This is a genomic window from Streptomyces sp. Ag109_O5-1 (genome assembly GCF_003814875.1).
Classification (GTDB): domain Bacteria; phylum Actinomycetota; class Actinomycetes; order Streptomycetales; family Streptomycetaceae; genus Streptomyces; species Streptomyces sasae.
In genome coordinates this window covers 1455323-1474909 of the sequence record NZ_RKQF01000001.1, presented here as the reverse complement: position 1 = coordinate 1474909, position 19587 = coordinate 1455323, and the positions used below count along the sequence as shown (strand labels likewise).

The window sequence follows — 19587 nt, the reverse complement described above, 5'->3', positions numbered from 1 at the left end:
CGAGGGGCCTCAGACACATCCGAGAGCGCGATACGCCTCCCGGGTCGTGGCAGCGACCCTTTTCCAGGTGCGGTCACGCGCTACCAGAGCGCGGGCGGACGCTCCCCATTCATGCCGCCGTTTTCGACTGTAGAGCAATACTTCGAGAGCTTCTGCCCAAGCTTGTGGGCATTCGGGAGTGATCAGGTGTCCGTTCACCTCGGGTTGCACGAGTTCCCGCAGCGCTGTGAGATCACTGGCCGCCACGGGAAGACCGCTCGCCATCGCTTCGACCGGCTTGAGCGGGGTGACCAGACGGCAGACCCGTTCGTCGGTGCGCGGTACCGCGAAGACGTCCAGAACGGCGTGGTAGGAGCGCACTTGGCGGTGCGGCACCCATCCGGTGAAGAGCGCGGTGCCGTCGTCGAGACCGAGCCGTCCGGCGAGCGCCTGGAGCGCCGCGCGCTCGGGTCCCTCACCGACGATCAGCAGCCGCAGCGGGACACCCCGACGGCGCAGCTCGGCACCCGCATGGAGCAATGTGCCGATTCCCTCGTGTGGAGTAAGGCTGCTCACGGTGCCCACCACATAGTCGTCGGCCGCGATGCCGAGCCGGGTGCGCAGTTCCGCCCCGTCCGGGGGCGGGGCGAGGAAGGTGTCGTCGACCGCGTTGGGCACGATCAGGACCCGTTCCTCGGGTACCCCGCGGCCCACGATCTCGGCCTTCATCGCCGTGCCCAGCGTCAGCACCAGATCGGCCCGGCGCATGCAGTACGTCTCCAGGGCGCGCCGGGCGCGGTAGGTCTCGTCGTCCGGGCCGCGCCCCGCCGCCTGGGTCAGCCAGGTCTCCTCCAGAAAGCCCCGCACCTCGTAGACCACGGGCAGCCCGTAGGTCTCCCGCAGGGCGAGCGCCACCCGCCCGTTGGCGTGGTCGGTGGCCGCGTGCAGCACGGCCGGCCGCAGCCGCTCCACCAGGCGTCCGGCCAGTTCGGCGTTGCGGGCGAGCACCGCGCCCTGCCGGTACGGCAGTACGGGCGGCAGCAGCCGGTGCTGCGGCACCCCGTTCACGATCTGCAGCGGACGGGCGTCCAGGACGCCCTGCGCCACCGGGAACCCGATCCGGGTCACCACGTGCGGATCGAGCCCGGCCGCCCGCTGCGCCTCGGCGAGGGCCTGGGTGCGCACGGTGTAACCGGCGTGCTTGAACGGCAGCCCGTTGGTGACCACATGGAGCACCCGGCCCGGCTCGGGCCGCACGGGCCGCCCGGTCGGCGCCGGAACCCGGGCCGCGGACGGCGTGGCGGCCGGCCCGGCCGTACGGGCCCGGGCGGCGAGCCGCCGCTCGACGCCTTCCAGCCCGCGCCGCACCCGCCCCGGCAGCAGCCGTACGCCGAGCAGCGCGGCCCGCGCGGGGTCGTGCCGCAACTCGCCCCATGCGACCGATGCGGCCAAGCTGAGTGCACGGGGGATGCGACGCGGCTGGTGCCGGGACGGACGTCGGGCCATGTCGCCAAGGTAGGCCGACAGAGCGGAGAACGTACGACATGAACGGCCGCGTACTCCACGTCGTAGGGACCAGACCGAACTTCGTGAAGGCCGCGCCCGTCGTCGCCGCACTGCGCGCGAGCGGGCACGACCAGGTCCTGGTGCACACCGGTCAGCACTACGACGAACGGATGTCACACGTCTTCTTCCGGGAGCTGGGACTGCCCGCCCCCGACACCGACCTCGGCGTCGGCTCCGGCAGCCACGCCCGGCAGACCGCCGACCTGCTGGTGGCCCTGGAGGGCGAGCTGCTCACCCGCGCCCCGGCCCTGGTCGTCGTGTACGGCGATGTGAACTCCACGCTGGCCGCGGCCCTGGTCGCCGCCAAGCTCGGCATCCCGGTGGCCCATGTCGAGGCCGGGCTGCGCAGCTTCGACATGACGATGCCGGAGGAGGTCAACCGGCGCCTGGTCGACCAGCTGGCCGAGCTGCTCTTCGCCACCAGCCCCGAAGCCGTCGGCCACCTCGCCCGTGAGGGCGTCGACCCGGCCCGGGTGCACTTCGTCGGCAACCCCATGATCGACACCCTGCTCACCCATCTGGAGCATTTCGACCCGGTCGCCGCCCGCACCGCCCACGGACTGCCCGCGCGGTACGGCGTGGTCACCCTGCACCGCCCTGCCAACGTCGACGACCCCGAGGCGGCCGCGGCCGCCGCCCGTGCCCTCACCGAGGCCGCGACCCACCTCGACCTCGCCGTGCCCCTGCACCCGCGCGGCCGGGAGGCACTGCGCAGGGCGGGCCTCGCCGACGCGCCCGGTGTCCACCTCCTCGAACCGCTCGGCTACGTCGAGTTCATGGGCCTGGTCCGCGGGGCCGCCGCCGTGATCACGGACTCGGGCGGGGTCCAGGAGGAGACCACCGTGCTCGGCGTCCCCTGTCTGACGCTGCGCACCACGACCGAACGCCCGGTCACCGTCACCCACGGCACCAACCGCCTGGTCCGGCACGGCGAACTCGTGCCCGCCCTGCGCAAGGTCCTGGACGGCCGAGCCGCGCCCGGCCCCGACGGGCCGCCGCTGTGGGACGGCAAGGCAGGTCCCCGCATCGCCCGTGTGCTCACCGACTGGCTGGAGCGCCATGACTGACGCCCCGCGCGCCTATGAAGCCCCGCGCACCTACGACGCCGCACGCGCCGGCGAAGCCCCGCGCCCCCGTGATGCCCCGCGCGCGTATGGCGCAGCACGCGCCTACGACGCCCCGCGCCTCCACGGACCACCCCGCGCCCACGACGCCACCCACACCTACGACGCCCCCCGTACCTACTGGGACACCCGGCACCGCGAACGCGACGACCTCGCCTCCGGCGGTCACATCGGCCTGGACCGCCCCGGCAACGAGATCTTCTACGCGGTACGGCTCGGCCAGCTCCTCACTCTGATCGGCGACCTGTCCAGCCCCGTCTCCCCGCTGTTCGTGCTCGACGCGGGCTGCGGCAAGGGGCACTTCGCCCGCTCCCTCGCCCGCTGCGGCCACCACGTCGACGCCTTCGACGCCAGCGAGGAGGCCGTCACCTACGCCCGCGCCGAGGGCGGCGGCCCCCGCTACGGCGTCTCCGCCCTCGACGAGTGGCGCAGCCCCTGGCTCTACGACGTCGTGCTCTGCGTGGACGTCCTCTTCCACGTCCTGGACGACGCGGAGTGGGCGGCGAGCCTGCGCAACCTCGCCTCCCTCGTCCGGATCACCGGCCGGCTGATCGTCACCGACGAGGACACCCAGGAGCCCGTCCCGCGCGGCGACTACATCCTGCACCGCCCGACAGCCGCCTACCTCAGGGAGCTTGAGCCCCTCGGCCTGGGCCACACCCTCTTCCGGCCCTACGGCTTCCGCGAGAACCGGGTCGGCTTCCATGTCTTCACGAGGACCCGCTGATGCGTCTGACCGATCTGCTCCACCCGCACCTGGACGAGGTCACCTCCGTCGTGGACGCGACGAGCGGCAGCCTGCGTCTTGACCCGTATCTGCACCTCCCGCCGGGCGTCACGCCGACCCGGCACGAACAGCCCGTCGGCGAAGGGGAGCTGCTGCTCCTCTGCCACGGCCCCGACCCCGCGCTGCACGGCGACGAGGCGGGCTGTCTCGCCGCGCTGGAACGCATGCGGCCCGGCGGCCGCGGCCTGATCGTCTTCGGCCACCCCGGGACCGACCTGCCCTACCACCGCCTCCTCGACGCCCTGGTGGCCCACCGCTGCCAGGTGCTGCACGCCGCCTCGCTCGGCTACACGCATCTGCACGCCGGCGCGGTGTTCGCATGCACCGAGGAACTCCTGCCGCCCCACGACTGGTTCGGCCGCCCGCTGCCGGCCGACGGTTTCGCCACGGCCCTCAGGATCGCCGACGAGTACGTCCTCGCCGACTTCGTCTCCCGCTCCCAGCGGGCCCGGCTGATCGACCTGGAACGCGCCGCCGAGGAGACCGCCCGCGCACTGGAGACCGCCCGCGAGGACGGTCTCGCCGAGCGCCTGGCCGCCGCCGTACGCGACAAGGACCAGCTGGCGGCCGCCCTGCGCGGGGCCCGGGACCGGGTCGACGTCCTTGAGACACGGGTGGCCATGCTGGAGGGCTCCACCTCGCTGCGGGTGGGCAAGGCGCTGGTGTCGGCGGCCCGTTCGCCGCGGCGCGGCGCGGTCCGGCTGCCCGGGGAACTGTACGGGCTGTGGCGGCGGCGGAAGGGCGGCCAGGGCCGGACCTCCGGCTCCCCGGCCCCCGCCCCGGCCCCGGAGACGGGGGCCGACGACCGCTTCCATCTCTCCCACCGCGCCCTGTCCGTCGCGCCCCGGGACCGGCTGGTGATCACCGGCGTGCTGAGCGACCGCACCGCCGAGGACTTCGCGGCGGACGCCGTGGTGAGCCGCGTACTGCCGCACGACGGACGGCTGCTGGTCGAACGCACCGACCCGGACGTCTTCCTCGTCCAGCTCAGCGCGTGCACGGACGAGCACGGCCCCTGGGCGCTCACCGGCACCGCACTCGCCCCCGACCTCGACCGCACGCTCGCCGAACTGATCGGCCAGGCAAGGGCGTCGGGCCGTACGGCCGTGCTGTGGCGGGACGGCCCGGCAACGGGCGCCCCCGGTCTCTCCCGATTTCCGTGGGACGCGGTCCTCGACGGCGACACCGGGGTACGGCTCGCCCGGCTGGACCCCGTCACCGACGGCCGGGACCGGATCCGGGACGCCTTCCAGCAGGACAGCACCCGGGTACGGCTCGCCATGCTCGCCGAACTGGTGGGCGCCCCCGACCCGTTGGACGCCCGCCGGATCGCCGTACTGGCCGCGCCTCGGGACGCCACCGACGTCGCCCGGCTCGTCGCCCAGACCCTCGGCCAGCAGCACCGGCCCGCCGAGGTGGTCGTCGCCGACCCCGCGGGCCTCGCCCTCGACGAACTCACCGCCGCCTCCGTCACCGTCCACGCCGGACCGCCCACCGCGCCCTGGGTCGCCGACTGGACGGATCTGACCGAGGACCGCCCGGACACCCTGCTGCTCGACCTGCTCTGTGCCCAGGAGTTCTCGGGCGCGGACGCGGTGGGCCACACCCCGGCCGCCGACGACTACGCCTTCGTACCGACCCTGCGCCCCCTGCTCGTACGCCGGTCCCTGCTCGACTCCGGCGCCCCGCCGGACACCTGGTCACGCGCCGGGCACCGCCTGTTCGCCGTGCGTGGAAAGGAGCCGTCATGACCCGCACCCCCAGGGCGCTCGTCTACGGCGACGTCGACCTCAACCTCATCGACGGCTCCGCCGTCTGGGCCCAGTCGACGGTCCAGGCGCTGTCCCGGGCGGGCTGCCGGACCCGTCTGGTCCTCAAGGCCCCGGAGGCGACAGGGAGGTTGACCGATCCGCTGGCCGGACTGCCCGGCGTCACAGTGGTGCGCCCCTACGAGGAACACCTCGTCCCGGGCCAGGGCGCACACCCGCTCTCGCCCTTTCAGGCCTCGCAGTTGCTGGCCCGCCTCGATACGGAGGAGCCCTGCGACCTCCTGGTGCTGCGCGGCCGCCGGCTGGTACGCCAGGTCGTCGCCGACGGCGCCTTCGAGGGTCGGATCTGGGCCTACCTCACCGACATCCCGCAGTCCCCGGCCGAGATGACCGAACAGGCCCGTACCGACCTCGCCCGCATCGCCGCCGCCTCCCGTCAACTCCTCTGTCAGACAGAGGAGTTGCGCTGCTTCCTGGAGGCCTGGGTGCCGGAGGCCTGCGGCCGGTCCGTGCTCAGCCCGCCCGCCGTACCCGAACCCGGCTTCCCGGTCCCGGGGCGGAACGGCCGCCCGCACGATCCCCTGCGTCTCGTGTACACCGGCAAGTTCGCACCCCGCTGGAACACCCTGCCCATGACCCGGCTGCCCGCGCTGCTCGCCGAGCGCGGGGTGCGCACCGAACTCCACACCGTCGGCGACAAGATCCACAAGGATGCCGCGCACCCCGGCTTCGAGACGGCCATGGCCGAGGCGCTGCGCACCACGCCCGAGGTCGTCCACCACGGCGGTGTGCCGCGCGAGGAGGCCATGCGCATCGCCGCCGGCTGCGACCTCGGCCTCGGCTGGCGCGACGCCTCCCTCGACGCCAGTCTCGAACTCTCCACCAAGGTCCTGGAGTTCGGTGCCCTCGGTCTGCCGGTCGTCCTCAACCGCACTCCGGCGCACGAGGCGTTGCTCGGCGGCGACTACCCGCTGTTCGTACCGGGCGGCGCGGCCCTCTTCGACGCGGCGGACGCCGTCGCCCTGGCCGTACACGATCCCGGGGCCAGGCAGCTCGCCGCCGACCGGTGCGCGGCGGCCGCCCGGCAGTACACCATGGAGGCAGCCGCGACCCGCTGGCGCGCCCACCTCGACCGCGCCTTCCCCTCCGCACCCGCCGCCGTCACCACCCGCGCGCGTCCGCTGCGGGTCGGAGTCGCGGGCCACGACCTGAAGTTCCTCACCCGGCTGCTCGACCACTTCCGCGCGCTGCCCGGCCTGGAGGTCCGGGTCGACGAGTGGCCCGCGCTCGCCCGGCACGATCCGGCCGCGAGCCGTGAACTCGCCGGCTGGGCCGATGTGGTGGTCGTCGAGTGGTGCGGCCCGGCGGCCGTCTGGTACAGCCGCCACAAGCGGCGCGGCAGCAGGCTGATCGTGCGCCTGCACCGTTTCGAACTCGACGCCGGCTATCCCCGGCAGGTCGACATCGACGCCGTCGACCGGGTGGTGTGCGTCAGCCCCTACTACGCCCGCAGCACCCATGAGCGCACCGGCTGGCCCGCCGCGAAGATCACCACGATCGGGAACTGGGTCGACGTCGACCAGTTCGACCGGCCCAAGGCGCCCGGCGCCCGCCACCGCCTCGGCATGATCGGCATCGCGCCCAGCCGCAAACGCCTCGACCTCGGCCTCGACGTCCTGGAAGCGCTCCGCGCCCATGACCGGCGCTGGCATCTCTCGGTCAAGTCCAAGCCGCCGTGGGAGTACTGGTGGATCTGGAACAAGCCCGAGGAGCGCGCACACTACGAGGAGGTCCTGCGCCGGATGCAGACCTCGCCGCTGCTCGAAGGGGCCGTGGTCTTCGACCGGTTCGGCCCTGATGTGCCGGGCTGGCTGCGCCGCGTCGGCCATGTGCTGTCCACCAGCGACGACGAGAGCTTCCACCTCGCCCCGGCCGAGGGCATGGCCTCCGGCGCCGTACCCGCGCTGCTGCCGTGGCCGGGCGCGGACGAGATCTACGACCGGCGCTGGATCCACGGCACCCCCGAGGCGATGGCCGAGGCGATCGCCGGGCTCGCCGAGCAGGAGGACTGGCAGGCGGCCGGGGAAACGGCCCGCGGGCAGGTGCGGGAGGGGTTCTCGCTGGACCGGGTGGCGAAGGACTGGACGGAGCTGCTGGTGTCCGGCTGAGGACGGGCGGGCCCCCGGAGCCTTGTCCACCGGCTCCGGGGGGACCCGCGCGGGACTCAGGCCGACACCGCCTCCGGCTGTGCCGCCTCCGCCCCCGGCCGCTCGCCGAGCAGTTCGGTCGGCACCGCGTGGGTCTCCCGTGCCGTCAGCGCGGCGATCACCGGCGGTACGCACAGCGCGGCCGTGAACAGGGCCACCGCCGACCAGTCGTCGCCACCAGGACCCGCGATCCGCGCCGCGAACGTCACCGCGAACCCGGCGACCGCGAAGCCGATCTGGGTGCCGATCGCCATGCCCGACAGCCGTACCCGGGTCGAGAACATCTCGCCGTAGAACGACGGCCAGACGCCGTTCGCCGCGCTGTAGACGACACCGAAGGCGACCACACCGAGCAGCATGATCAGCGGGTAGGAGCCGGTGGAGATCGCCCACAGGTAGCCGGACATCGCCACCGCGCTGCCCACCGCGCCGATCAGGTACACCGGGCGCCGGCCGATCCGGTCCGACAGCGTCGCCCACGCCGGGATCGCGCCCAGCGCCACCAGGTTCGCCAGCGCGCCCACCCACAGCATCGACGTCTTGGACATCCCGACCGAGTCGCTCGTCGCGTACGCCAGCGCCCACACCGTGAAGATCGTGCTCACCGAGGCGATCACCGCGCCCCCGATCACCCGCAGCACATCCGCCCAGTGGTGCCGCAGCAGCGTCACCAGCGGCAGCCGTACGACCCCCTCGGTCGCCGCCTGCCGGGCGAACGCCGGAGTCTCCTGGAGCCGGCGCCGGATCACCCAGCCGGCCACGGCCACCACCACGCTCAGCCAGAACGGCACCCGCCAGCCCCAGGACAGCAGTTGGTCCTCGGGCAGCTGCGAGACCGCGATGAACACGAGGGTGGCGATCAGCTGGCCGCCCTGGGTGCCGCCGAGCGTGAAACTGGTGAAGAAGCCGCGTCGGCCCGGCGGTGCGTGTTCCAGACTCATCGAACTGGCGCTGGCCTGCTCACCGGCCGCCGAGATGCCCTGCAGCACCCGGCACAGCACCAGCAGCACCGGGGCGAGGCCGCCCACCTGGGCACGGGTCGGCAGACAGCCGATCAGGAACGTCGACAGACCCATCAGCAGCAGCGTGAAGACCATGATCTTCTTACGGCCGATCCGGTCCCCGAAGTGCCCGAGGAACAACGCGCCGACCGGCCGCGCCGCGTACGCGACACCGAAGGTGGCCAGCGAGAGCAGGGTCGCGTTGGCCGGGTCCGAATCGTCGAAGAAGACCTTCGGGAAGACCAGCGCGGCAGCGCTGCCGTAGATGAAGAAGTCGTAGTACTCCAGGGCGCTGCCGATCCAGGCGGCCAGCGCGGCCTTCCTCGGCTGGCCACCGGGTGGAACGGCGGTGGCGGCGGACTGCGCGGGGACGGACACGGCGGTGCTCCTTCGGGGAACTCCAACGTAGGCGGAGTGAGCGGCGGGGGAGAAGGCCGGATCCCAGGGATGACGGGGTCGGCGGACCAGGGGCCGGTGCTAATTAACCCACTGGGTAGTTAGTCGCGATGGGTACGGATGTTGCGCCCGCGTTTCCCCGCTGTCAAGAGGTCGCGCCGGAAGCTCCGGCACGGCGGTCAGTCCGCCGCGCGCTCCGCGGTGAGGTAGGCGATCACCATGTCGCCGAGCATCGTCCGGTAGTGCTCGCGCTGCGCCGGGGCCACCAGGTCACGGCCGAACAGGGCGCCGAAGGTCGCCCGGTTCGCCACCCGGAAGAAGCAGAAGGAGCTGATCATCGCGTGCAGGTCGACGGCGTCCACGTCCGCCGTGAACAGGCCGGACTCCTGGCCCTGGCCGAGGATCCGGCGGATCACCTCAAGGGCCGGCGAGCCGATCCGGCCCAGCTTCTCGGAGGCCGCGATGTGCTCGGCGCCGTGGATGTTCTCGATGCTGACCAGGCGGATGAAGTCCGGGTGCTGCTCGTGGTGGTCGAAGGTCAGCTCCGCGAGCCGGCGGATCGCCGCGACCGGGTCCAGATGCTCCACGTCCAGCTGCTGCTCGGCCTCCCGGATCACGCCGTACGCGCGCTCCAGCACCGCCGTGAACAGCTGCTCCTTGCCGCCGAAGTAGTAGTAGATCATCCGCTTCGTGGTGCGGGTGCGGGCCGCGATCTCGTCCACGCGCGCACCGTCGTAACCGGCTCGCGCGAACTCCCGCGTGGCCACGTCGAGGATCTCGGCCTGGGTGCGGGCGGCGTCACGGATCCGCCCGTTGGTCTGTGCCGGTTCGTCGACGCTGGTCATCGGGTTCCTATCGGGTGCCTTCGCAGGGGTGGCCGGTGCGGAGATTCTAGAAGCCCCCGCCGGAGGCGTTCTCGGAGAGGTCTTCCCTTGTCGCGGTCTCCGGTGTTATAGCTAACGTACTAGTTCGTACATTAGCGATGCCGCTCGGGAGGGCCACGTGGCCAAGGACTCGTATCTCGTCGGACTGATCGGCTCCGGCATCGGCCCGTCGCTCAGCCCGGCCCTGCACGAGCGCGAGGCCGACCGGCAGGGGCTGCGGTACCTGTACCGGCTGATCGACATCGACGTGCTCGGCGTGGCGCCGGAGGCCGTGGGCGATCTGGTCCGGGCGGCGCGGGATCTCGGCTTCGACGGGCTGAACATCACGCATCCGTGCAAGCAGCTGGTCATCGAGCACCTGGACGCGCTCGCCCCGCAGGCCGAGGCGCTCGGCGCGGTCAACACGGTCGTCTTCGAGGAGGGCGGGCGGGCCGTCGGCCACAACACGGACGTGACCGGGTTCGCGGCGTCGTTCGCGCGCGGGCTGCGGGACGCTCCGCTGGAGCGGGTCGTACAGCTCGGCGCCGGGGGCGCGGGGGCCGCGGTGGCACATGCGACGCTCACGTTGGGGGCGGAGCGGGTCACCGTCGTGGACGCGCTCGCCGACCGGGCCGCGGATCTCGCGGGTTCCCTGAACCGGCACTTCGGCGCGGGGCGCGCGGTCGCCGCGACGCCGGACCGGTTGCCGGCGTTGCTCGCGGGCGCCGACGGGCTGGTGCATGCGACGCCGACGGGGATGGCCGCGCATCCGGGGCTGCCGTTGCCCGCGGAGCTGCTGCATGCCGGGCTGTGGGTGGCCGAGGTGGTGTACCGGCCGCTGGAGACGGAACTGGTGCGGACCGCTCGGGCGTTGGGGTGTGCCGTGCTGGACGGGGGCGGTATGGCCGTGTTCCAGGCTGCGGATGCGTTTCGGTTGTTCACGGGGCTGGAGCCCGACAGTGGTCGGATGCTGGCCGACATCGCGGAGTTGGGCGAGAAGTCGGCGGGGCAGGTCGTGTGATCGGCGCGGGCCGGTTGTGGCTGGTCGCGCCCACGCGGCGGTAGCCGCAAATCGATACAGCCCCGCGCCCCTGAAAGACGGGGCGCTGTACACCCCTAAGGAAAAAGGTCATGCGTACTTCCATCGCCACCGTCTCGCTCAGTGGATCTCTCACCGAGAAGCTCACCGCGGCCTCCCGGGCCGGGTTCGACGGGGTCGAGATCTTCGAGAACGATCTGCTGGCGAGTCCGTTGTCGCCCCGTGAGATCCGTGCCCGCTGTGCCGATCTCGGGCTCAGTATCGATCTCTACCAGCCGATGCGGGACATCGAAGCCGTGCCGGAGGAGGAGTTCGCGCGCAATCTGCGGCGCGCTCGGCACAAGTTCGAGCTGATGCGGGAGCTGGGGGCCGACACAGTCCTCGTCTGCTCGTCCGTCTCCCCGCTCGCCCTCGACGACGACGCTCTCGCCGCCGAGCAGCTGTCGCGACTGGCCGATCTGGCGGGCGAGTTCGGCATCCGCGTCGCCTACGAGGCGCTCGCCTGGGGTCGGCATGTGAGCACGTACGACCATGCCTGGCGGATCGTCGAGGCGGCCGGTCACCCCGCCCTCGGGACCTGCCTCGACAGCTTTCACATCCTCTCCCGGGGGTCCGACCCCAAGGGCATCGAGGACATACCCGGAGAGAAGATCTTCTTCCTCCAGCTGGCCGACGCCCCGCTGCTCGCCATGGACGTCCTCCAGTGGAGCCGTCACCACCGGTGCTTCCCGGGGCAGGGCGGATTCGATGTCGCCGGGCTGGTGCGGCACGTGCTGCGTGCGGGGTACGCCGGGCCGTTCTCGCTCGAAGTCTTCAACGACGTCTTCCGGCAGGCCGAGGCCGGGCCGACCGCCGTCGATGCGCACCGTTCGCTGCTGGTGCTCCAAGAGGCCGTCGGCGTGGGGGAGTTGCCCGCGCCGGTCGTGCCGACGGGTGTCGCGTTCGCCGAACTCGTCACCCCGGACGCCGAACCCGTCGCGGCACTGCTCGGCGCCCTCGGCCTGGCCCGGACCGCCCGCCATCGGAGCAAGCCCGTCGACCTCTGGGAGCGGGGCGAGGCCCGGATTCTGGTCAACACCGGTCCCGCCGCCCGCCGCGACGGCACCCAACTCGCCGCGATCGGACTGGAGTCGCCGGATCCGCGGGCCGCCGCTCGTCGCGCCGAGGCCCTGCTCGCCCCCGTGCTGCCCCGACGCCGCGCCCCCGAGGACGCCCCACTCGACGCGGTCGCCGCACCCGACGGCACGGAACTCTTCTTCTGCGCCACCGCCCGCCGACCCGAACTCCCCGACTGGCGCGCCGACTTCACCGAAGTGCCGCACACCCCCGCGCCCGGCCCGGCGCACATCGACCACCTCGCGCTCACCCAGCCCTGGCACCAGTACGACGAGGCGGCCCTCTTCCACCGCAGCGTCCTCGGCCTGCACGCCCAGGACAGCGTGGATGTCGCCGACCCCTACGGGCTGCAGCGCTCCCGTGCCGTCACCAACGCCGACGGCAGCGTCCGGATCGCCCTAGGTGTCGGCGCCGCCCCGACCGACGACACCCTGCACGCCCAGCACATCGCCCTCGCCACCGGCGACGTGGTCACCGCGGCCCGTGCCTTCCGCGCGGCCGGCGGCACCCTGCTGCCCATCCCCGCCAACTACTACGACGACCTGGCCGCCCGCCACGAGTTCGCCGACGGTGAGCTGGAGACGTACCGCGAACTCGGCATCCTCTACGACCGGGACGCGGGCGGGGTCTTCCGGCACTGCTACACACGGACGGTCGGCCGGGTGTTCTTCGAGCTGGTCGAGCGGGATCCCGGGTACCGCGGCTACGGCGCCCAGAACGCGCCGGTGCGACTCGCGGCCCAGCATGCCGGGCGGCCGGCCCGCTGAGCCGGCGGTCAGTCGCGCCGACTGTCCCCCGGCCCCCCGGTCCGCCGAGCCGTTGTGCCGTTGTGCCGCGGGTGAGCATGCGGTGAGAAGCCGGTGAGACACAGGCGGGATTCAGGATTCTTACAGCTTTCACGACCCACACTCACGAAGATCCTGAATGTTCCTTGGCATTCCGGAAGTGACGTTCGTGGAAGTCCAGTCGTCCTACAGGTCGTAGAAGTCCGGGGCGTTCTGGAAGTCCTGGATACCCGGGAGTCCTGGAGGCCGTCCCCGATGCCGAGCCCTGTCAGCGCCGAGCCGCTCGTCCGTGTCGAGGGGCCACGGCCACCGACCCCGGCGCGGACCCGCACCGAGCGCTACGAGCTTCCGCTCCTCGCCGGTATCGCCGCCGTCGCCGCGCTGTTCTTCTGCTGGGGCATCTGGCACAGCGCCTACCACGCCTTCTACGCGAGCGCGGTCCGCAGCATGACCGACAACCCGGTGGCCTTCCTCTACGGCTCCTTCGACCCGGCGAACTCCATCACCCTGGACAAGCTGCCCGGCTTCCTGTGGCCGCAGGCCCTGTCGGCGCTGGTCTTCGGCTTCCACCCGTGGTCCCTGGTGATCCCGCAGGCCCTGGAGGGCGTGGCCTCGGTGGTCCTGCTGCACGTGGTGGTACGGCGCTGGGCCGGCGCCCCGGCCGGGCTGCTGGCCGCCGCCTTCCTCACACTCACCCCGGTGACCGTGGGCCTGGGCCGTTCGGTGACCGAGGACGCGCCGTTCGTCCTGCTGTTGCTGCTGGCCGCCGAGGCCACCCAACGGGCCACCGCCAAGGCCCGGTTGCGCACCCTCGTCCTCGCGGGCTTCTGGGTCGGGGTGGCCTTCCAGTGCAAGATGCTGGAGGCGTGGGCGGTGCTGCCCGCACTGGCCGTGACCTATCTGGTGGCCGCGCCCACCACCCTGCGCCGCCGGATCCGGGACCTCGCCGTGTCCGGCGCGGTCATGCTGGCGGTGTCCCTGTCCTGGATGCTGGTCGCCGGCCTCACCCCCGCCACAGCCCGCCCCTACCTCGACGGTACGACCAACAACTCGCCGTTCGCCCTGGTCGTCGGCTACAACTTTCTGACCCGTTTCCACGCGCTGGGCGTCGACGCGGCCGGCACCGGAAGCATCGTCACCGACCAGGCCGCACCGCACGGACACGGGCACGGCACGCCGGGCATGGGGGACAGCGTCTGGAAGATGTTCAGCCCCGGGCTCGCCACCCAGACGGGCTGGCTGTACCCGCTGGCGGCCCTGGGCCTGGCGGCGGGAGCGCTGATGCTGTGGCGCCGCCGGGTGCCGCGCACCGACCCGATCCTGGCCGGGTACCTGCTGTGGGGTGTCTGGCTGGTCACGTTCTTCCTGGTCTTCAGCTTCGGCAGCGTGACCGGACACACCTACTACATGGGTGTGGTGGCGGTCGGCCTGTCGGCCCTGGCCGCGGCGGCCGTGACCCGGGTCCGGCGGCGCATCGTGCTGTGCGCGGTACTCGCCGTCAACGTCGCCTGGTGCGCGGCCCTCACCCTCCACTACCCGCGCTTCTTCGCCTGGTCGGTCGGCGTCGCCGTGGCCCTGGCCCTGCCGGCGCTGGTCGTGTTCAGCGTCGGCGGGCCGCGTCCGCGCAGGACCGCCCTTGCCGTCGCCCTCGCCGCCGTCCTGATCGCCCCCACCGTGTGGTCCGCGTCCGCGATGTCCCTGCGCTACAACCAGCCCGGCGGCTTCGGCAAGATCGGCCCGACCAGCACCCCCACCCGCAACCCCGCCGACGCCCTGGACCCGGCCCAGCAGCGCGTCCTCGCCTACCTCGACGCCCACCGCGACGGCGCCCGCTACCTGGCCGCCGTACCCCGCTGGCAGATGGCGGCGCCCTACATCCTCTCGGACAACGCGTCGATCCTGCCGCTGGGCGGCTTCACCACCCAGGTGCCCTACCCGTCGGCCACGGCCTTCCACCACCTGATCGACACCGGCCGGCTCCGCTACCTCGTGCTGGCCTCCACCGACCTCACCCACCGAGCCGGGAAAGCCCGGAACGTGCGAGGGACCCGAGGCACCCGGGGTGCCGACACACCGGACCGGGCCCTCGTCCGCTGGGCCGTCGGCCACTGCTCGCCGGTGCGCATCTGGCCGTACACGCTGTACCGCTGCGGGAGCGCCGCGCACGGCGGCTGAGCCGCGCGAAGGCCCCGGACCAAGCGGGGTCCGGGGCCTTCGCGCTCGTACGGTTCAGCCGATGTCGGAGAAGACGAAGGAGAACTCCGCCGGTCCGGCGTGCAGTTGGTACTGCGGCAGGACACCAGGACCGCAGGACTGAGAGCCGATGCCGTGCTGGCCGTGGTCCAGGTTGATCCACACCGTGTCCCCCGGGGTGAGGTCCGTGCGGTGGGCGGCCGCGTCCAGCTGTTCGGTGGTCCAGCGGCGGGCCGTGAACCAGAACTCCGGGTCGCCCTCGATCCGCAGGCCGCCGATCTCCGCCCAACGGACGTCCGCGCGGGCGCCGTTCTCCTGCGGACGGACATACGGAGTCTGCATGTCGTCCACAGTCGACTCCCAACGGCTGACCAGGGAGGCAGACTTCGTGTCCGGGTAGGCCTCCTCGGGCCCGCCGCCGAACCACCGCACACGGTCGGCCGACGACAGCCCGAAGCGGATGCCGAGCCGGGGCAGCGGAACCGTCCAGTCGCCGTCGGGGGACACGGAGACGGTGAGCCCGAGGCGGTCGCCGTCCGAGGTCCAGCGGTAGACCGTCGCCAGCCCGAACTCCCAGGCGGCGGGGGCCACCCGGGTGCGCACGGTCAGCGCGTCCCCGGCCGGCTCCACCGCGTCCAGGCGGTGCCGCATCCGGTGCAGACCGAACTTGCGCCACAGTGCGCCGTAGCGGAGGTCACTCTGCCAGGCGGCGCCGTCGTCGTTGTCGGTGGTCGCCCGCCAGACATCCAGCCGCAGACCGGTCACGTCCACCGAGCCGATGCTCCGCAGCGCGCCGCTGCGGGCGTCGAAGACGGCCGGTCCGAGCGTGATCAGCCCCTCGCCGGACACCGGCCCGCCGGTCGCGGCGAACGGTGGCGACTGCCGTGCGGCGACGGGGAGTTGCCCCCAGGCCACGACATGCCCCTGTGGTCCCCAGGCGGTGTCGGCCGCCAGCAGCGCCCGCACCGTCCACCCGGTCTCGCCGCCGCCCGTGGCGGCGGGCGGCTCCGGCAGCTTGACGTCCGCCGACTCGCCGGGCGCCAGCGCCGGCACGGCCAGGCTGCCCGACTCGATGGTCTCGCCGTCGAACTGGTACGACCACTCGAAGGCCAGCGCGGAAAGATCGGCGAAGTCCTGCTTGTTGGTGACCCGGACCGTGGTGCCGTCGCCCTCGATGCCGACGGGCTCGATCACCTTCTTGTACTCGACGAGGCCGGGGGAGGGCCGCCGGTCGGGGAAGACCAGTCCGTCGCAGACGAAGTTCCCGTCGTGCAGTTCCTCGCCGAAGTCGCCGCCGTACGCGTACTCGTAGCGGTTGTCCTCGATGCCGTGGTCGATCCATTCCCAGATGAAGCCGCCTTGGAGCCGGTCGTAGGACTCGAAGATCCGCTGGTAGTCGGCGAGGCCGCCGGGGCCGTTGCCCATGGCGTGGCCGTACTCGCAGAGAATGAAGGGGAGTTGGCGCCGCTTGTGGGTGCCACCGTCCAGGCCCCGGCCGATCCGCTCGACCTCGGCGTGGTCGGCGTACATCCGTGAGTACACATCGGTGTCACGGCAGTCGATGTCACCCTCGTAGTGCACCAGGCGCGAGGAGTCCCGGCCGTGGATCCACTCGGCCATGGCGGTCAGGCCCCGTCCGGTGCCGGCCTCGTTGCCCAGCGACCAGATCACCACCGACGGGTGGTTCTTGTCCCGCTCGACCATCCGGGCGGCCCGGTCCAGCAGGGCCGGGGTCCAGCGGTCATCGTCGACCGGGTTGTCCCGCCACGCCTGCTCGGTGAAGCCGTGGGTCTCCAGGTCGCACTCGTCGATCACCCACAGGCCGTACTCGTCGCACAGGTCCAGGAAGTCCGGGTGCGGCGGATAGTGCGAGGTGCGCACGGCGTTGATGTTGTGCCGCTTCATCAGCAGCACGTCCTCGCGCATGGTCTCCAGATCGAGGGCGCGGCCCTTCTCCGGGTGCCACTCGTGCCGGTTGACGCCCTTGAAGAGGATCGCTCTGCCGTTGACCTTGATCAGGCCGTCGGCCAACTCCACCGTGCGGAAGCCGATCCGCAGGGGGACGCGCTCGCCCTCGGTGACCAGGACCCCGTCGTACAGCTTCGGGGTCTCGGCGGTCCACGCCTCGACCGTGACGGTCACCGGCTCGCCGGTGGCGACATCGATGTCCAGGGCGGGCACGGACACCCGCCCGTCGACGTCGGAGTCGACGCGCAGGGTGCCCTGGCCGGTGGTGTGGTCGTAGGAGGCGTGCACGAAGAAGTCGAGGACGCTGCCCACGGGGCGGTGCAGCATGGTCACGTCACGGAAGATGCCGGGCAGCCACCACTGGTCCTGGTCCTCCAGGTAGGAGCCGGCCGACCACTGGTGGACCCGGACGGCGAGGACGTTCCCGGCCGGCTTCAGGAGATGGCCGACCGCGAACTCGTGCGGCAGCCGGGAGCCCTTGAACTCGCCGATGTCCGTGCCGTTCAGCCAGACCCGGGCGCAGGACTCGACCCCGTCGAAGCGCAGGATCGCACCGCCCTCCGTGAGGTCCCAGCCGTCCGGCAGGTCGAAGAACCGCAGATGGTCTCCGGTGGGGTTCTCGGTCGGCACCCGCGGCGGGTCGACCGGGAACGGGTAGAGGTGGTTCGTGTAGACCGGTGCGCCCTGGCCCTGGAGCACCCAGTGGCCCGGGACCGAGACCTCCGCCCAGCCGCCGGCGTCGTACCCCGGCGCGGCGAACGCGTCGTCCTCGGCGTCCGCCGTCGGCGACAGCCGGAACCGCCAACTGCCGTTCAGCGACAGGGACTCGGCATCCGAGTGTGGGTACCGGGCGCGCGGCGGCAGGGCGCCCGAACCCGGTGAGACGTCCTCGACGTAGTCGGTGGCGGAGGTGCGGAAAGACATCGGTCTCCAGGTCGTGAGTGTGCGGCGTCAGCCCTTGATGCCGGTCTGCGCGATCCCCTGGACCAGCCAGCGCTGGAGGAAGAGGAAGACGAACACCAGGGGCAGGATGGAGATGGCGGTGGCCATGAAGATCAGGTGGAAGTTCACGGTCTGGTTGGTCATGAACGAGGAGAGCGCGACCTGCACGGTCCAGGCGTTCGGGTCCTGGCCGATGACCAGCGGCCACAGGAAGGCGTTCCAGCCGCTGATGAACGTGATCGTGGCTATCGCCGCGAAGAAGTTCAGCGAGTTGGGGACGACGATCCGCCAGTACGCGCCCCAGTAGCCGAGCCCGTCCACGCGTGCCGCCTCCTCCAGTTCCTTGGGGAATCCCAGGAAGTACTGCCGGAAAAGGAAGCAGGTGAAACCACTGAACAGACCCGGGACGATCATGCCGCGGTAGGTGTCGATCCAGCCGAGGGACGAGACCAGCACGAAGCTGGGCACGAAGGTGACGGCCGTGGGGACCATCAGAGTCGCCAGAACGGCGTAGAAGACCTTGTTGGCGTGCTTGTAGGGGATGCGGGCGAGACCGTATCCCGCCATGGAGCAGAACAGCAGGGTGCCGACGGTGCTCAGGACGGCGATCACCGTGGAGTTCCACATGGAGTGGGCGAACTCGACGGTGGGGTCGTCGAAGAGCTCGGAGATGTTGCCCCACTGGAAGGAGGGCAGCAGCTTCCAGTTCTCGCCCGTGATCTCCGGGTCGGTGGAGAGAGCGTTGCGGAAGATCAGGTAGAAGGGGATGAGGAAGAGGAACGCGGCGACACTGACGGCGATGTACAGACCGGTGTTGCCGAGGACGCCTGAGCCCTTCTTGCGGTCCCTGCGGACCTGCGGTGTGGCGACGGTCACTTTTCCTCCCCTCCGCCGAAGCCCATGATCTTGCCCTGGGCCAGGGTGACGATGCAGATCAGTACGGACAGGATGACCGCGCCCGCGCTGCCGGCACCGTAGTCCTGGTCGGTGCCGAGGGCCGTCTTGTACAGCTCCATGAGCGGTGTCTGCGCCCAGGTCGCCTTGGTCCCGATGATGTTGAAGAACTCGTCGAACGCCTGGTACGCGGCGATGAGCAGCAGCAGGATCACCGCGGTGGAGGTGGCGCGCAGCTGGGGCAGCGTGATGTACCGGAAGGTCTGCCAGCCCCGCTTGGCGCCGTCGATGGAGGCGGCCTCGTACAGCTCCGGCGGGATGTTCTGCAGCGCCGCCAGGAACAGGATCATGTAGAAGCCGGCCTGGATCCATAGCCGCAGCGTCACGATGACCAGCCAGTACCAGGGCGGGCTCGGGTTGGATATCCAGGACATGCTGTCCACGCCGAACCAGCTCATGACGGTGTTCGCCAGGCCGAACCGGACACCGTTGAAGATGGACATCTTCCAGATCAGCGCCGCGGCCACGTAGGAGACGGCGGTGGGCAGGAAGAACACCGACCGGAAGAACGCCCGCATGAAGCGCAGCTGGTTCACCAGCAGCGCGAGACCCAGCGACAGCGCCCAGGTGGTCGGCACGATGAACGCGGCGAACACGGTGAACGTGACCAGCGAGGCGGGGAAGTTGCTGTTGGTCAGGATCTGCTTGTAGTTGTCGAAGCCGATGAAATGGCTCGGCGTGACGGTGTACCGGGCGTCGAAGAAGCTGAGCCAGAAGCTCCAGACGATCGGCACGAAGACGAAGATCACCAGGCCGATGAGGAACGGCCCGGTGAAGAGCCAGAAGTTGAGCGTCGGGTTGCCCCGCAGGCCCCGCCGCGGCCGGGCCGGGGAGGCCTTGGCCGGGGCGGGCCGGGCGACCCCGCGGGTGGTGGTGGTCGACATGTCGTGGACTTCCC

General features: G+C 71.7%; 13 protein-coding genes. 7 read left to right on the top strand and 6 right to left on the bottom strand.

Annotation, left to right across the window (positions count from 1 at the left end):
• Positions 1-9: 9 nt before the first annotated feature.
• Positions 10-1485, bottom strand: a complete 1476-nt coding sequence (locus EDD90_RS06660; protein ID WP_123972211.1) for a glycosyltransferase family 4 protein — start codon at positions 1483-1485, stop codon at positions 10-12.
• A 38-nt stretch (positions 1486-1523) separates the two neighbouring features.
• On the opposite strand from EDD90_RS06660, the gene wecB reads away from it, so the two are divergent.
• The 4 genes from wecB to EDD90_RS58525 are packed head-to-tail and all read left to right on the top strand — an operon-like array spanning position 1524 to position 7393.
• Positions 1524-2612 carry a non-hydrolyzing UDP-N-acetylglucosamine 2-epimerase gene (gene wecB, locus EDD90_RS06655; RefSeq protein ID WP_123972210.1) on the top strand — a complete coding sequence of 363 codons (1089 nt, stop codon included), beginning with the start codon at positions 1524-1526 and terminating at the stop codon, positions 2610-2612.
• Positions 2605-3396 carry a bifunctional 2-polyprenyl-6-hydroxyphenol methylase/3-demethylubiquinol 3-O-methyltransferase UbiG gene (locus EDD90_RS06650; RefSeq protein WP_123972209.1) on the top strand — a complete coding sequence of 264 codons (792 nt, stop codon included), beginning with the start codon at positions 2605-2607 and terminating at the stop codon, positions 3394-3396. The genes wecB and EDD90_RS06650 overlap by 8 nt, the downstream gene beginning before the upstream one ends.
• Positions 3396-5207 carry a hypothetical protein gene (locus EDD90_RS06645; protein WP_123972208.1) on the top strand — a complete coding sequence of 604 codons (1812 nt, stop codon included), beginning with the start codon at positions 3396-3398 and terminating at the stop codon, positions 5205-5207. Before EDD90_RS06650 ends, EDD90_RS06645 begins: the two co-directional genes overlap by 1 nt.
• Positions 5204-7393 carry a glycosyltransferase gene (locus EDD90_RS58525; RefSeq protein WP_123972207.1) on the top strand — a complete coding sequence of 730 codons (2190 nt, stop codon included), beginning with the start codon at positions 5204-5206 and terminating at the stop codon, positions 7391-7393. The genes EDD90_RS06645 and EDD90_RS58525 overlap by 4 nt, the downstream gene beginning before the upstream one ends.
• 56 nt (positions 7394-7449) lie before the next feature.
• Here the strand turns inward: EDD90_RS58525 and EDD90_RS06635 are convergent, their stop codons facing one another.
• Together EDD90_RS06635 and EDD90_RS06630 are read right to left on the bottom strand one after the other, a co-directional pair.
• The gene (locus EDD90_RS06635; RefSeq protein ID WP_123972206.1) at positions 7450-8811 is read right to left on the bottom strand and encodes an MFS transporter; all 1362 of its coding nucleotides are present in this window, start codon (positions 8809-8811) and stop codon (positions 7450-7452) included.
• Between the two features lie 197 nt (positions 8812-9008).
• Positions 9009-9674, bottom strand: a complete 666-nt coding sequence (locus EDD90_RS06630) for a TetR/AcrR family transcriptional regulator (protein WP_123972205.1) — start codon at positions 9672-9674, stop codon at positions 9009-9011.
• A gap of 157 nt (positions 9675-9831) precedes the next feature.
• Here EDD90_RS06630 and EDD90_RS06625 point away from each other — a divergent pair, with 157 nt between their 5' ends.
• From EDD90_RS06625 to EDD90_RS58520, 3 genes are all read left to right on the top strand, one after another.
• Positions 9832-10713: a shikimate dehydrogenase gene (locus tag EDD90_RS06625; protein ID WP_123972204.1), complete on the top strand. Its 882-nt coding sequence runs from the start codon at positions 9832-9834 to the stop codon at positions 10711-10713.
• A gap of 110 nt (positions 10714-10823) precedes the next feature.
• Complete coding sequence (locus EDD90_RS06620) at positions 10824-12614, top strand: sugar phosphate isomerase/epimerase and 4-hydroxyphenylpyruvate domain-containing protein (protein WP_123972203.1); 1791 nt, start codon at positions 10824-10826, stop codon at positions 12612-12614.
• A gap of 273 nt (positions 12615-12887) precedes the next feature.
• The gene (locus EDD90_RS58520) at positions 12888-14807 is read left to right on the top strand and encodes a glycosyltransferase family 39 protein (RefSeq protein WP_123972202.1); all 1920 of its coding nucleotides are present in this window, start codon (positions 12888-12890) and stop codon (positions 14805-14807) included.
• A gap of 54 nt (positions 14808-14861) precedes the next feature.
• On the opposite strand, the gene EDD90_RS06610 is transcribed toward EDD90_RS58520, so the two are convergent.
• From EDD90_RS06610 to EDD90_RS06600, 3 genes are read right to left on the bottom strand one after another with little or no spacing between them, the layout of a single operon-like run.
• Complete coding sequence (locus EDD90_RS06610) at positions 14862-17717, bottom strand: glycoside hydrolase family 2 TIM barrel-domain containing protein (RefSeq protein ID WP_123972201.1); 2856 nt, start codon at positions 17715-17717, stop codon at positions 14862-14864.
• 27 nt (positions 17718-17744) lie between these two features.
• The gene (locus EDD90_RS06605) at positions 17745-18611 is read right to left on the bottom strand and encodes a carbohydrate ABC transporter permease (protein ID WP_123972200.1); all 867 of its coding nucleotides are present in this window, start codon (positions 18609-18611) and stop codon (positions 17745-17747) included.
• A complete protein-coding gene (locus tag EDD90_RS06600; protein ID WP_123972199.1) occupies positions 18608-19573 on the bottom strand; it encodes a carbohydrate ABC transporter permease in 966 nt (321 codons plus the stop codon). The genes EDD90_RS06605 and EDD90_RS06600 overlap by 4 nt, the downstream gene beginning before the upstream one ends.
• Positions 19574-19587: the final 14 nt, after the last annotated feature.

What these genes read in the sequence shown, in the direction of transcription:
- EDD90_RS06660 (WP_123972211.1), bottom strand. Translation starts at nt 1,485, where the DNA reads ATGGCCCGACGTCCGTCCCGGCACCAGCCGCGTCGCATCCCCCGTGCA.
- wecB (WP_123972210.1), top strand. Translation starts at nt 1,524, where the DNA reads ATGAACGGCCGCGTACTCCACGTCGTAGGGACCAGACCGAACTTCGTG.
- EDD90_RS06650 (WP_123972209.1), top strand. Translation starts at nt 2,605, where the DNA reads ATGACTGACGCCCCGCGCGCCTATGAAGCCCCGCGCACCTACGACGCC.
- EDD90_RS06645 (WP_123972208.1), top strand. Translation starts at nt 3,396, where the DNA reads ATGCGTCTGACCGATCTGCTCCACCCGCACCTGGACGAGGTCACCTCC.
- EDD90_RS58525 (WP_123972207.1), top strand. Translation starts at nt 5,204, where the DNA reads ATGACCCGCACCCCCAGGGCGCTCGTCTACGGCGACGTCGACCTCAAC.
- EDD90_RS06630 (WP_123972205.1), bottom strand. Translation starts at nt 9,674, where the DNA reads ATGACCAGCGTCGACGAACCGGCACAGACCAACGGGCGGATCCGTGAC.
- EDD90_RS06620 (WP_123972203.1), top strand. Translation starts at nt 10,824, where the DNA reads ATGCGTACTTCCATCGCCACCGTCTCGCTCAGTGGATCTCTCACCGAG.
- EDD90_RS58520 (WP_123972202.1), top strand. Translation starts at nt 12,888, where the DNA reads ATGCCGAGCCCTGTCAGCGCCGAGCCGCTCGTCCGTGTCGAGGGGCCA.
- EDD90_RS06610 (WP_123972201.1), bottom strand. Translation starts at nt 17,717, where the DNA reads ATGTCTTTCCGCACCTCCGCCACCGACTACGTCGAGGACGTCTCACCG.
- EDD90_RS06600 (WP_123972199.1), bottom strand. Translation starts at nt 19,573, where the DNA reads ATGTCGACCACCACCACCCGCGGGGTCGCCCGGCCCGCCCCGGCCAAG.